Annotated in this window: 12 protein-coding genes; 7 read left to right on the plus strand and 5 right to left on the minus strand. The window is 62.9% G+C overall.

Features of this window, described 5'->3' with window-relative positions:
• Positions 1 to 274: 274 nt before the first annotated feature.
• From AC0L2H_RS12965 to AC0L2H_RS12975, 3 genes are all read right to left on the minus strand, one after another.
• Complete coding sequence (locus tag AC0L2H_RS12965; RefSeq protein ID WP_473590589.1) at positions 275 to 832, minus strand: c-type cytochrome; 558 nt, start codon at positions 830 to 832, stop codon at positions 275 to 277.
• A gap of 16 nt (positions 833 to 848) precedes the next feature.
• Positions 849 to 1,835: a methyltransferase gene (locus AC0L2H_RS12970; RefSeq protein WP_473590590.1), complete on the minus strand. Its 987-nt coding sequence runs from the start codon at positions 1,833 to 1,835 to the stop codon at positions 849 to 851.
• Positions 1,836 to 1,965: 130 nt separating this feature from the next.
• Complete coding sequence (locus AC0L2H_RS12975) at positions 1,966 to 2,262, minus strand: DUF1127 domain-containing protein (RefSeq protein ID WP_473590591.1); 297 nt, start codon at positions 2,260 to 2,262, stop codon at positions 1,966 to 1,968.
• A 137-nt stretch (positions 2,263 to 2,399) separates the two neighbouring features.
• Between AC0L2H_RS12975 and AC0L2H_RS12980 the strand changes: the two genes are divergently transcribed.
• Positions 2,400 to 3,371, plus strand: a complete 972-nt coding sequence (locus AC0L2H_RS12980) for a helix-turn-helix domain-containing protein (RefSeq protein WP_473590592.1) — start codon at positions 2,400 to 2,402, stop codon at positions 3,369 to 3,371.
• Positions 3,372 to 3,380: 9 nt separating this feature from the next.
• Here the strand turns inward: AC0L2H_RS12980 and AC0L2H_RS12985 are convergent, their stop codons facing one another.
• On the minus strand, positions 3,381 to 4,160 hold the full coding sequence (locus AC0L2H_RS12985; protein WP_473590593.1) for an SDR family oxidoreductase: 780 nt from the start codon (positions 4,158 to 4,160) through the stop codon (positions 3,381 to 3,383).
• A gap of 119 nt (positions 4,161 to 4,279) precedes the next feature.
• On the opposite strand from AC0L2H_RS12985, the gene AC0L2H_RS12990 reads away from it, so the two are divergent.
• Positions 4,280 to 5,095 carry a UDP-2,3-diacylglucosamine diphosphatase gene (locus tag AC0L2H_RS12990; protein WP_473590594.1) on the plus strand — a complete coding sequence of 272 codons (816 nt, stop codon included), beginning with the start codon at positions 4,280 to 4,282 and terminating at the stop codon, positions 5,093 to 5,095.
• A 202-nt stretch (positions 5,096 to 5,297) separates the two neighbouring features.
• Positions 5,298 to 6,512 (plus strand): MFS transporter, encoded by a 1,215-nt coding sequence (locus tag AC0L2H_RS12995; protein WP_473590595.1) that lies wholly within the window; start codon positions 5,298 to 5,300, stop codon positions 6,510 to 6,512.
• Here AC0L2H_RS12995 and dgcA read toward each other — a convergent pair.
• Positions 6,483 to 7,466: an N-acetyl-D-Glu racemase DgcA gene (dgcA, locus tag AC0L2H_RS13000; RefSeq protein WP_473590596.1), complete on the minus strand. Its 984-nt coding sequence runs from the start codon at positions 7,464 to 7,466 to the stop codon at positions 6,483 to 6,485. The genes AC0L2H_RS12995 and dgcA overlap by 30 nt on opposite strands.
• Positions 7,467 to 7,566: 100 nt before the next feature.
• On the opposite strand from dgcA, the gene AC0L2H_RS13005 reads away from it, so the two are divergent.
• Genes AC0L2H_RS13005 through AC0L2H_RS13020 form a run of 4 tightly spaced genes read left to right on the plus strand, consistent with a single transcriptional unit; the run spans position 7,567 to position 11,668 of the window.
• Positions 7,567 to 8,751 (plus strand): ABC transporter permease, encoded by a 1,185-nt coding sequence (locus AC0L2H_RS13005; protein WP_473590597.1) that lies wholly within the window; start codon positions 7,567 to 7,569, stop codon positions 8,749 to 8,751.
• 1 nt (position 8,752) lies between these two features.
• Positions 8,753 to 9,574 (plus strand): ABC transporter ATP-binding protein, encoded by an 822-nt coding sequence (locus AC0L2H_RS13010; protein ID WP_473590598.1) that lies wholly within the window; start codon positions 8,753 to 8,755, stop codon positions 9,572 to 9,574.
• 14 nt (positions 9,575 to 9,588) lie between these two features.
• Entirely contained in the window at positions 9,589 to 10,962 is a 1,374-nt protein-coding gene (locus AC0L2H_RS13015; RefSeq protein WP_473590599.1) for an MlaD family protein, read from the plus strand.
• A gap of 37 nt (positions 10,963 to 10,999) precedes the next feature.
• Positions 11,000 to 11,668: an ABC-type transport auxiliary lipoprotein family protein gene (locus AC0L2H_RS13020; RefSeq protein WP_473590600.1), complete on the plus strand. Its 669-nt coding sequence runs from the start codon at positions 11,000 to 11,002 to the stop codon at positions 11,666 to 11,668.
• The last annotated feature ends 1 nt before the right edge of the window (position 11,669 follow it).

Genomic DNA, 11,669 nt, shown 5'->3' on the forward strand with positions numbered 1-11,669 from the left:
GATATGTCGCAAGCGCGAGGGTAATGACTTCGCACCGTCGGCCCGTCTGTGCGTCAGCCATTGAAATGTCGGGACGACAGCGAGTTGCTGCGGCGAGCTATGCCGATACTCCAGTTGAATGTCTGCAAGGGGGGCGCAAAAACGACCCCGCGGCCCAACAATGTCAGCGCTGGATCTTTTCGATGAGGATGACGACTGGCAGGCTCTCGAAATGCTTGTCACAAGTCAGGAGCGCTGTGAGCCGGCAAAGGGACGGGCGGCGCCCTGCGAGACCCTATTGCTTCGCCGGCGCCACGATCTTCATCACGAACGAAGTCGGCGCCTCGCCCGGTCCGAACGGTCCAGGGACCTTGTTGCTCACCGGCGGCAGGCTCTTGAGATAGGCTGCGATCGCCGCGGCGTCATATTCGGTGAGCTCCGCGAGTGCGGCCCACGGCATGATCGGAGCGAGCATGCGTCCGTCGGGGCGCTTGCCCGTGCGGATCGCCGTGACGATATCCCGCTCGCTCCAGCGCCCGAGACCGGTCGCCTCATCGGGCGTGAGGTTGGGGCCGTAGAAGACCCCGAGCCCCGCGATCTCGAAGCCGACATCGGAGCCGCCGAGGTGCCGCGTCATGTCGGGCTTGCCGAGGAAATGTCCCGGCGTGTGGCAATCGGTGCAGCTCGCGATGGTCGCCAGGTATTTCCCCCGTTCGACCAGCTCGCGGTCGGCCGCGCCGGCAGGCGGCGATCCGATCGCCAACACCAACGCCATCAATGCCACAGGCAACGCCCGCCCAGCCGCCTGCGACGCCACGCGCGCCGCGGCGGATCCGAAGTCGTGAATGCTCATGCTTTCCTCCGTGGCCCTAGGGCTTGCGGCCGATCACGGCGCCGCTCGCGGCGGGTGCGTCGAACCAGATCGTCTCGATGTGCCGGAAACCGGCTTCGTCGAGCCATGCCGAATATTCGGCCGGCGTGTAGTTTCGCCCTTCCGTCTCGATCAGCATGTTGAGGCTCATCAGCGCGGCCGGCGCCGGCCCGGTCTTTTCGTCATTGACGAGAAGCTCGCTTATGACGACCGCGCCGCCGCTCGGCAAAGCCTCGAAGGACCGGCGCAGCAGGGCGCGGTTCTTCGCTTCGTCCCAATCGTGCAGGATCATCGACAGGAGATGCACGTCGTGATCCCCGGGAAGCTGTTCAAAGAAGTTGCCGCCGGTGGTCTCGATGCGGTCGGTCAAGCCGGCCCGGGCAATTTTTCCCGCGGCGATCGCGGCCACATGCGGCAGGTCAAACACGGTCGCACGCAGCTCCCCATACTGTTTGCAAAGCTCGATGTCGTACGCGCCCGATCCGCCGCCGATGTCCAGGAGGCGGCGGAAATGCGAGAAATCCACCGCTTCACCGAGCTTGCGCGCGGTCATCGTGGAGAGCGAATGCATCGCCTCCCAGAAGAGTGCCAGCACCATCGGATCCTCGCCGTCGAACATCGAGGATTGCGCTGCAGGATTCCATGTGGTTGGCCGATTCGTGCGCAGCGCCTCTGTAAGCCTTCCCCAGCCCGCGTAGAGCCGCTTGTCGGCCATCTGCACGAAGCCGCCGAAGTAATACGGTTTCCCGCGAACGAGATAGGCTTCGCTTAGCGGCGTATTGCGATAACGGCCGTCCGTTTTCTCCAGAAGCCCTAGTGCAGCGCAGCCGGTCAACAGCATCTCGGCCGGGCGTTGATGCAGGCCGAGCGCTTCCTCCAGTCCGGCGACCGTGATGCCGGCGCCGCCCGCAAGGCGGCTGAAGAGATCCAACTCGTGAGCAGCGGCCAGGGTCTTGAAGGCCCAGAAACCGGTCGAAAGCGCCATTAGCGGGACGGCGGAAGGAAGCTCCTGTGTGGCAATCGGCTGGACGTTTGCATGTTTGGTCGAAGGCGCTGCCTGCGCAAGCTGACTGGCCATGATCATCTCCCTTTCAGAGTGCGTTCGAACACCGCGTCTACCTTGCCGAGATCAGGTTCGTGATCAGGCCGGCCTTGACTTCAAGCATAGGCGCGGGGGCCTCGGCATGACCGATGTCCCTCAACTGGTCGGCGGTCAAATTCGCGATCGCCCGACGTCTCGAGACGGTCCGTTGCCAAGTTTCGAGAGCTGCAATTGCAGTTGCGGTGGTTTTCAGCACAAGTCCAAGCAGGCGAACTGTCAACGAGTGACGACCGGCGTGAGTTTTCGTGTGAGCCACCTCAGCCTCCCATTTCCCGCTGGCCACTTCGTCGGCTATGTTCGGCGTCGCCAAGTAACAGCATGTTCTTTCCTCGCTCTGCGAAGCTCTCCGCTGGGCCGAAACATAGTGCAGGGACCGTGGCGCTGTCAGTCCAAAAGCTCCGCGTTTTGTTCTGATCTTGCTGCGGAATGGGCAGGGGTCTTGCTGGGATGGGCAGGGGTCTTGCTGGTCGGCAGATTTTGTTTATCTACTTTGCCATGTTACGACTGCAGGACTACGCCATCTTCAACCATTTGCAGCAGTCGGGTGTTCCTTTGCGGACCTCGGCACGCTTCGGGGAGGGCTTGGCGGCAGCGCTCTGGGAGCGGGAGGGACGCGGGCATTACCGCTACAACCCGGCCAATCACCATACGCTCAGTTTCTGGGTCGCCGAGGGTGCGGGCTTTCGCCGGCTGCGCGGACGCAGCTACGACCCCATCCATGGCGAAAGCAGCCTCTGGGTTGTACCGGCCGGTGCGCCGACCGCTTGGGAAGCTGCCGGGAAAGGCCGGCTTCTCCACTTCTACATCCCGACGCCAGTGTTTGAATCCCGGGTGGTGGAGACGCTCGATGCCGATCCCAGCCTGATAAGCCTGCGCGAAGAGGGCCTCCAACGCGATCCGTCGCTCGAAAACATTATCCGCTCCATGGTGCTGCCGCTGTCGTGGGAGGAGCCGGCTGACCGTATCGCCATAACTCAGGCTGGCGAAATGCTGACCACCTACCTCGCGGCCCGCTGCAGCGAACGCCCGCCGAGAGCGCTCTTCATCCGTGGCGGTCTGGCGCCAGTCGTACTGCGGCGGGTGCAGGAGTATGTCGAAGCCCATCTGGAACAGGACCTGACGATCGAGGACTTGGCAGCCGTGGCCGGTCTAAGCCCCTATCACTTCGCCCGAGCCTTCAAACGCTCGACTGGCTTTGGCCCCTATCGCTACGTGTTGCGCAGGCGTACCGAGCGTGCCAAGCGGCTTCTTGCAGCAGGCAAGATTCCGTTGTCCGACGTGGCACGGGCCTGCGGCTTTGGCAGCCAAAGCCATTTTTCCGCCCGCTTCCGAGAGGTGACCGGACTGACCCCACGTCAGTTTGGCCGCTGCTTTCACGACCGGTCCTTGGTCGAGCGCGCCGGGATTTGGAATCTTTGATCTCCACCACTAGAACGCGCTGACGTAGAGGCCGCCATCCACCGGTATGTTCTGCCCGGTCAGATAGCCGGCATGGACCGAGCACAGGAAGGCGCAGATCTGGCCGAATTCTTCCGGCGTTCCAAGCCGCTTGGCCGGAACGTTGGCCGCCGCCTGGGCCTTGCGCTTGGCAGCGGCAGCCGGATCCTCGACGCTGCCGGGTTCATGCGGGCCGCGCAGCCGGTCGGTGTCGAGCTTGCCCGGCAGCATGTTATTGATCGTCACGTTGCGGTCCATCACCGTCCGCGCCACGCCGGCAAGGAACGAGGTCAGCCCGGCGCGCGCGCCCGACGACAGGTCGAGGCCGGGGATCGGCACATAGACGGACAGCGAGGTGATGTTGACGATGCGGCCGAAGCCGCGCGACGCCATGCCGTCGATGACGGCCTTAATCAGCTCGATCGGCGTCACCATGTTCTGGGTGACACCCTCGAGGATTTTTTCGCGATCGAGTTCGCGGAAATCGCGAAACGGCGGTCCGCCATTGTTGTTGACGAGGATATCGGGGTCGGGGCAGGCGGCGAGTAGTGCCTTCTGCACCTCGGGCTTCGACACGTCGCCGGCGATCTCCGTCACCTTCACGCCGAATCTCTCGCGCAGCTCGGCCGCGGTTTTCGCCAGCAGCTCGGCATTGCGTCCATTGACCACCAGATCGCAGCCGGCCTCGGCCAGCGCCATGGCGCAGCCGCGCCCTAGCCCCTTGCTCGAAGCGCAGACGATGGCCTTCTTGCCGCGAATGCCGAGATCCATGATTTCTTCTCCTTTGAACAGCGTGGCAGGCTACCCCTTTGGCTGGACCAATCGCAACCGTCATACGATTGTTGCATGAATCGGCGCATAGGCTGCTCGAAAGCAACGGTGAGAATCCAATGCCCGGCGCAGAGCCCCGCACTTTCCGCAGCATGTTCATCTCCGATATCCATCTCGGATCGAAGGCGGCGAAGGCCGACTTCCTGATCGATTTTCTGCGTTATCACGACGCCGACATCATCTATCTCGTCGGCGATATCGTCGACGGCTGGCGCCTGAGACGCAGCTGGCACTGGCCGCAGAGCCACAACGACGTCGTCCAGAAACTGCTGCGCAAGGCGCGCAAGGGCGCCAGCATCACCTATATCGCTGGCAATCACGATGAGTTCGCGCGCCAGTTCCAGGGCGTGCATTTCGGCGGCATCGTCGTCGCCGACCGCGCCATCCACGAGACTGCCGACGGCAAGCGTTTGCTGGTCATCCATGGCGACCAGTTCGATACCGTCGTCCATAATCAGCGCTGGCTGGCCTATCTCGGCGACTATGCCTATGACGGGGCGATGCTGGTCAACCGCGTCATCACGCGACTGCGTCAGCTGCTCGGCCTGTCCTACTGGTCGTTCTCGTCCTGGGCCAAGGTCAAGGTCAAGAAGGCGGTGAACTTCATCGGCTCGTTCCAGACGGTGCTGACCGAGGAAGCACGCCGCTCGCATGTCGACGGCGTCATCTGCGGGCACATCCACCATGCGACGATCGAGAATTTCGAGGACGTGCAATATATCAATACCGGCGACTGGGTCGAAAGCTGCACGGCGGTGGTCGAGCATTTCGACGGCCGGATGGAGATCCTGACCTGGGCGCATGTCCTGCCTGAAGCGCCAGACGAGCCATTCATCCCGATGCTCATCGAGGACAGGGTCGTCGAAGCGGCTTGATGCGGCGTTAATTAGGGCGACGTGCGTCCACTCGGACGTACAAGGTACCCCTAACACTTTCTAATCCACGCATCATGCTCTCCGAAAATCGGAATCGGATTTTCGGGCCATGCGTTGGTCCAGGCGGTTTCGACTCGCTTTCCCGCATGTTAGGGATCGATGCGCGTTGCAGCCGACGAATGCAGCGTCATTGGATCGATTCATGTCCCTGCCGCCGCTTTCGCCCGAACAGCTTGTCAAGCCGCGCCATTTCGAGCTGCGCATGAGCTTGATCTTCTTCACGCTTTTCGTGCCGCTCGGCACGCATTTGCCCTACTTTCCGCTGTGGCTGCAGGCAAAGGGTTTTCATGCCGGCGAGATAGCGGTGATTCTCGCCGCGCCGATGTTCCTGCGTGTGGTGACCACGCCATTGCTGACGGCGCTCGCCGACCGGGCGAGGGACCGCGCCAATGTCTATATCGCGCTGGTCGCCGCATCGCTGGTGCTGGCCGCCGGCTACTTCCTGCCACCGACTTACGCCATGGTGCTCGCCGTGTCGCTGGCGCTTGCCGTCGTCTGGACGCCGCACTCGCCGATCGCCGATTCGCTGGCGCTGTCGGGTGTGCGCCGCTTCGGCTCGAACTACGCAAGCATGCGCAAATGGGGATCGATCTCCTATCTCTGCGCCAATCTTGCGGGCGGCTTCATCCTGTCGGCGACCAGCGCCGGGGCTGTCCCGGCGATCATCTTCGTGGCGTTTGCCGCGGCCCTTGCCGTCGGACTGATTGCGCCGCGGCTCGGTCGTCCCCGACGCGCCTCGCCACTGTCAGCCAGTGATATCCAGCAATCGGCGCCGAAACTTCTCAATGCGTATTTCCTGTATTTCTCCATCGGCGTCGGCGTCATCACCGCCAGCCATGCGTTTCTCTACGGTTTCGTGTCGATCTACTGGAAATCGATCGGCATCAGCGATTCGGTTGTCGGGCTGCTCTGGGGATGGGGCGTGGTGGCCGAGATCTGCATGTTTTTGGCCTTCACCCGTGTTTTCGGCTCATTCTCCGTCGTGTCGATCATGGTGATAGCCGGGATCGGATCGATCGTCCGCTGGATCGCTTTCCCACTGATCTGGCCGCTTGGTCTCGGCGTCGCCGGGTTTTTCGCTGTCCAGACGCTGCATGCGATTTCGGTGGCGCTGGTGCTGATCGGCCTGCAGAAGATGATCGGCGAGACAGTCGCGGAGGAACGAACCGGAGCCGCGCAAGGCATCGCCTATTTCTCCAACGGCTTTTTCACGGCCGTGGTCACGCTCCTGTCCGGCCCGCTCTACGACCGCCTTGGCGTGGACGGCTTTTTCGCCATGATCCCGATCGCCCTGATCGGGCTGGCGCTGATCGGACTTGCGGCGCGTTCAGCCCCACAGCGCCGGATCGGGGGGTGACACCAGCGATCCCTCGTAGACGAGGCCCGGCACGCGGTCGCGGGCCAAAAGCAGCGGACCGTCGAGATCGACGAAATCGGCATCCTGGGCGAGCAGCACGGCCGGTGCCATGGCAAGCGACGTGCCGACCATGCAGCCGACCATGACGCCGAAACCCAGTTCGCGGGCGCGGTCGCGAAGGGCGAGGGCTGCTGTCAGCCCGCCCGCCTTGTCGAGCTTGATGTTGATGGCATCGTAGAGGCCGGCGAGCGAGGCGAGATCCTTCGCCTCATGCACGCTTTCGTCGGCGCAGATCGGCACCGGATGCGCGATGTGGCGAAGGATGCCGTCACGGCCCGCGGGCAGCGGCTGTTCGATCAGCGCGATGCTTTGCTCCGCGGCAAAGGCGAGGTTTTCCACGATGTTATCGTCCGTCCAGCCCTCATTGGCGTCGAGGATGATGCGGCTTTGCGGTGCCGCCTCGGTGACGGCGCGGATACGGGCGATGTCGTTGTCGCCGCCGATCTTGACCTTGAGCAGCGGTCGCATGGCGTTGGCGCGGGCCTGTGCGGCCATCGCTTCCGGTTCGCCGAGCGACAACGTGTAGGCCGTCTCCAGCGCCCGCAACGGAACCGCGCCTATCGCACGCGCCACGGGTGTTCCGGTGATCTTCGCCTCCAGATCCCAGAGCGCGCAGTCGATGGCGTTGCGCGCCGCACCCGCCGGCACGGCGTCGAGCAGCCCGACCCGGTCGATGCCGCCTGCAATCTGTTGCCGCATGGCCTCGATCGCGGCGTGGACGCCCTCCATGGTTTCGCCGTAGCGCTTGTAGGGGACGCATTCGCCATGTCCGCTGTGGCTGCCCTGGCCGATCGTGCAAATGATCACCTCGGCTTCGGTCTTCGAGCCGCGCGAAATGGTGAAGGTGCCGGCGATGGGAAAGCGCTCGGCCTCGACCGAAATGACACGCGCCATATTTTTCTGCTCCGGCTGTGCGAGAAGGGGCTTGTCGGCAAATCGACAGGTGGGGTCCGTCAGGTTAAACAGATTGGCCCGTCAGGCTAAACAGGACGCCATGTTGACCACCCGCAAACGTTTCGCAAGCGGCACCCCCAGCGAGGCCGACCCCCGGCCGCGCGTTGAGGTTGGTGAAGAGGGCGATGTTCTGCGCTGCGTCTTCGCCGGCAACTGGACGACGCGCACCGTGGCACTGGTCGATGCCGAGATGCGCAAGATCGAGAAACGCAGCGGTTTCAAGACACTTACGCTCGATCTTTCCCATATTGAAAAGATGGACACCGCCGGCGCCTGGCTGATCGACCGCCTGGTCAGCGTCTTCGAAAAGAAGGGTGTCGAGATCGACCTGCAGGGGCAAAGCGAGATCGCCTCCATCCTGCTCGGCGCGGTCGGCGACGCGGTTCGGCGCGAGCCTGAGTCGGGCAATGCCAGGCCGCCGAATATCGTCATCCGTGCGCTCGAAGCGGTTGGCCGGCGGGTCTATGAGATGCGCGACGATTTCCTGGCCTCGATGAACATTCTTGGCGCCACGATACAGGGCTCGCAGATGAAGCTTGGCCGCGGCCATGCGGTCAATCCGGCGGCGATCTTCAACCAGATCGATCGCATGGGCGTCGGCGCCATACCAGTGGTGGTGCTGATGTCGGCCATCGTCGGCGCGATCGTCGCCCAGCAAGGCGCCTATCAGCTCAGCTATTTCGGCGCCGACATCTTTGTCGTCGACCTGGTCGGGGTGCTGATCCTGCGCGAGCTCGGCGTGCTGATGACTGCGATCATGATCGCCGGCCGCTCGGGCAGCGCCATCACCGCTGAAATTGGCTCGATGAAGATGCGCGAGGAGGTCGACGCGCTGAAGGTCATCGGGCTCAATCCGATCGGCGTGCTGGTGTTTCCGCGGCTGGTCGCGCTGGTGATCGCGCTGCCTTGCCTGACGATCATCGCCAATTTCGCGGCTCTTGGCGGCGGCATCCTGGCCGCATGGCTCTATTCCGATATTCCGCCGGCGGCCTTTATCGACCGGCTGCGGGTCGCCATCGATATCAGCACCATCTTTGCCGGCCTGATCAAGGCGCCGTTCATGGCCATGATCATCGGCACGATCGCCTCCGTCGAGGGCATGAAGGTCGGCGGCAGCGCCGAATCGCTCGGCCAGCACGTGACCGCTTCCGTGGTGAAATCCATCTTCGTGGTGATCATTCTCGACGGGCTTTTCGCCATGTTCTACGCGGCGATCGAGTTCTGACATGGCAATGCAGGGCAGCACAGAGGCAACCAGGGTTGCGGCGGAAGCCGACGAAGACGAGATCGTGCTTTCGGCGCACGACATCACCGTCTCCTTCGGCGACAAGGTCATTCTCGATCATTTGTCGCTCGATATAAGGCGCGGCGAGATCCTCGGCTTTGTCGGCGCTTCGGGCGCCGGCAAGTCGGTCCTGCTGCGCACCATCCTCGGCCTGACGCCCAAGCAATCGGGGACGATCAAGCTGTTCGGCGTCGATGTCGAAACGGCGAGCGAAAGGGAGCGTCTTCGCATCGACATGCGCCTTGGCGTCCTCTTTCAGCATGGCGCGCTGTTTTCCGCGCTCACGGTGCTTGAAAACGTGCAGGTGCCGATGCGTGAGTATCTCGACTTGCCGCGAAAGCTGATGGACGAGCTGGCGATGCTCAAGGTCGAACTGGTCGGGCTACCACCGGATGCGGCGCAGAAATTCCCTTCCGAGCTTTCCGGCGGCATGATCAAGCGCGCGGCACTGGCGCGCGCATTGGCGCTCGACCCCGACATCGTCTTTCTCGACGAGCCGACATCCGGCCTCGATCCGATCAGTGCTGCGGAGTTCGACGAACTGGTCGTCAAGCTGCGCGACACCATGGATTTGACCGTTTATATGGTCACGCACGATCTCGACACGCTGTTCACCGCCTGCGATCGGGTGGCTGTGCTCGGCAAAAAGAAGGTGCTGGTCGAAGGCACGATCGACGACATGCTGAAAAGCGAGGAGCCGTGGGTGAAATCCTATTTCCGCGGAAAACGTGCCAGGCAACTTGATCTTGCAGCGCGCGCATAGCCATAAGTGAGGCAATGGAAACCAGAGCCAACTACGTTATTGTCGGCATTTTCACGCTGGCCGCGATCCTGGCGGCTTTTGCGTTCGTCTATTGGACGGCCGCAATCGGTGACAAGGGTGAGACGGTGATGCTGCGTGTGCGCATCCCCGGTTCGGCATCCGGTCTCGGCCGCGGCAGTTTCGTGCTGTTCAACGGTGTCAAGGTCGGCGATGTCAGGCGCGTCTATATCGATGTCGACAATCCGACCGCCGCTATCGCCGACACCGAGATAGACCGCATGACGCCGATCACCAAGTCGACACAGGCCGATATCGGGCTTGCCGGCCTTACCGGCCAGGCCAATATCGAACTCAAGGGCGCCGATCCCAAGGAAGTGAAGCTTCTCGACCAGGCGGAAGCGGAAGGCAAGGTCGCCGAGATCGTCGCCAACCCGTCGGCGGTCACCAATTTGTTGCAGACGGCGCAGAACATTTTCACCCGCGCCGACACGGTTCTCACCCAGCTCGAAGGCTTCACCAAGGACGTTCGCGGGCCGCTGACGCAGACCGTCAACAATGTGCAGACCTTCTCCGACGCGCTGGCCAAGAACTCCGCCGGTATCGACAAGTTCCTGGCCAGCGTCAGTTCGCTGTCGGACGAGTTGAAGGGCGTTTCCGGCAAACTCGACGGCACGCTGAAGGCGGCCGAAGGCTTGCTCAATGCTGTCGACAAGGACCAGATCAAGAGCATCGTCGCCAATGTCGACACAGCGACCGGCAATCTGAAGGAAACCTCAAAGCAGTTCGACACCGTCATCAAGAATGTCGACACAGCGGTGGGGTCGATCAACGACTTCGCCCAGAAGACGCAAGGCACACTGACCAAGGTCGACGGCGTTCTCGACGGCATCGACCCGGCGCAGGTTCGCACCGCCTTGGCAAATATCCAGAAAGCCAGCGAAAACGCCAACAAGGCTGCCGCCGATATTGCCAAGGTGACCGATAAATTCGCCGACCGAAGCGACGACATCGACGAAACGATCAAGGACGCACACCAGCTCGCGGGGCGCCTCAACGACGCTTCGGTGCGCGTCGACGGCATTCTGGCCAAGGTCGACAAATTGCTGGGCTCCGGTCAGGCGGACGGGGTCATGGCCGATGCCAGGAATACGCTGAAATCGTTCAAGCAGGTCGCCGACACGCTGAACGCCCGCCTCGGCACCATCACCGACAATCTGGCGCGATTCTCCGGCCAGGGCCTGCAAAACGTCGAGGCGCTGGTCCAGGACAGCCGCCGCTCGATCAACCGTATCGAAGAGGCGGTGACCGACCTCAGCCGCAATCCGCAGCGGATACTTTCAGGGGGAGAAGGCGAGGTTCGACAGTTCGATGGCAGGGCGCGGCGTTGACTTCGGCCTTCGCACCCAGCAAAAACGTGGACCACCAATGCAGGTTGACCTTACGATCTGGGGACAACGGGGCCGGGTATTGCGGGGATCGCGTGTGAAGTCGTTTTGGGTCAAATCGGGCGGCGTCAGATCGGCTGTGGCATTGCTTGCCATGACCCTTGCCAGTTGCGCTGCCTTGCCGGGCGGCGGGCCGGCTCCGCTCGACACGTTCGAGCTTTCGGCGCCGTCGCTCGATGCGCGCAGCCACAGCCGCCGCCAGATACTCATCGCCCAGCCGTCGGCGCTCAAGGCGCTGGACAGCCAGAACATCGTCATCAGGCCGTCCGATCGGTCGATCCAGTATCTCAAAGGCGCGCAATGGGCCGACCGGCTGCCGCTGATCGTGCAGGCGCGGCTGGCCGAGACGTTCCAGCGTTCGGGCAGCTTCGCCGGCGTCGGCAAGCCGGGTGAGGGGCTGGCGATCGATTATCAGGTGATCGTCGAGGTCCGGTCCTTCGACGTCCGCGTCGATGGCGGCGAACACGCCGAGGTCGATCTGTTCGTGCGGATACTGAACGACCGCAACGGCGAGGTGCGCGCATCGAAGAGCTTTACCGCGAGCGCGCCCGTCTCGGGCAGCGGCAACCAGGCCTATGTCGGCGCGCTCGACAATGCGTTCGGCGACGCGGCCAGGGACATCGTGCGCTGGACCGATTCGGTGATCTGAG

Source organism: Mesorhizobium sp. WSM4871, from assembly GCF_055811295.1.

Bases quoted from the DNA above. Each gene is read 5' to 3' on its own strand.
- AC0L2H_RS13020 (WP_473590600.1), top strand. From the start codon at position 11,000: ATGCAGGTTGACCTTACGATCTGGGGACAACGGGGCCGGGTATTGCGG.
- AC0L2H_RS12985 (WP_473590593.1), bottom strand. From the start codon at position 4,160: ATGGATCTCGGCATTCGCGGCAAGAAGGCCATCGTCTGCGCTTCGAGC.
- dgcA (WP_473590596.1), bottom strand. From the start codon at position 7,466: ATGGCGCGTGTCATTTCGGTCGAGGCCGAGCGCTTTCCCATCGCCGGC.
- AC0L2H_RS12965 (WP_473590589.1), bottom strand. From the start codon at position 832: ATGAGCATTCACGACTTCGGATCCGCCGCGGCGCGCGTGGCGTCGCAG.
- AC0L2H_RS13005 (WP_473590597.1), top strand. From the start codon at position 7,567: ATGTTGACCACCCGCAAACGTTTCGCAAGCGGCACCCCCAGCGAGGCC.
- AC0L2H_RS12990 (WP_473590594.1), top strand. From the start codon at position 4,280: ATGCCCGGCGCAGAGCCCCGCACTTTCCGCAGCATGTTCATCTCCGAT.
- AC0L2H_RS13015 (WP_473590599.1), top strand. From the start codon at position 9,589: ATGGAAACCAGAGCCAACTACGTTATTGTCGGCATTTTCACGCTGGCC.
- AC0L2H_RS13010 (WP_473590598.1), top strand. From the start codon at position 8,753: ATGGCAATGCAGGGCAGCACAGAGGCAACCAGGGTTGCGGCGGAAGCC.
- AC0L2H_RS12980 (WP_473590592.1), top strand. From the start codon at position 2,400: ATGGGCAGGGGTCTTGCTGGTCGGCAGATTTTGTTTATCTACTTTGCC.
- AC0L2H_RS12995 (WP_473590595.1), top strand. From the start codon at position 5,298: ATGTCCCTGCCGCCGCTTTCGCCCGAACAGCTTGTCAAGCCGCGCCAT.
- AC0L2H_RS12970 (WP_473590590.1), bottom strand. From the start codon at position 1,835: ATGGCGCTTTCGACCGGTTTCTGGGCCTTCAAGACCCTGGCCGCTGCT.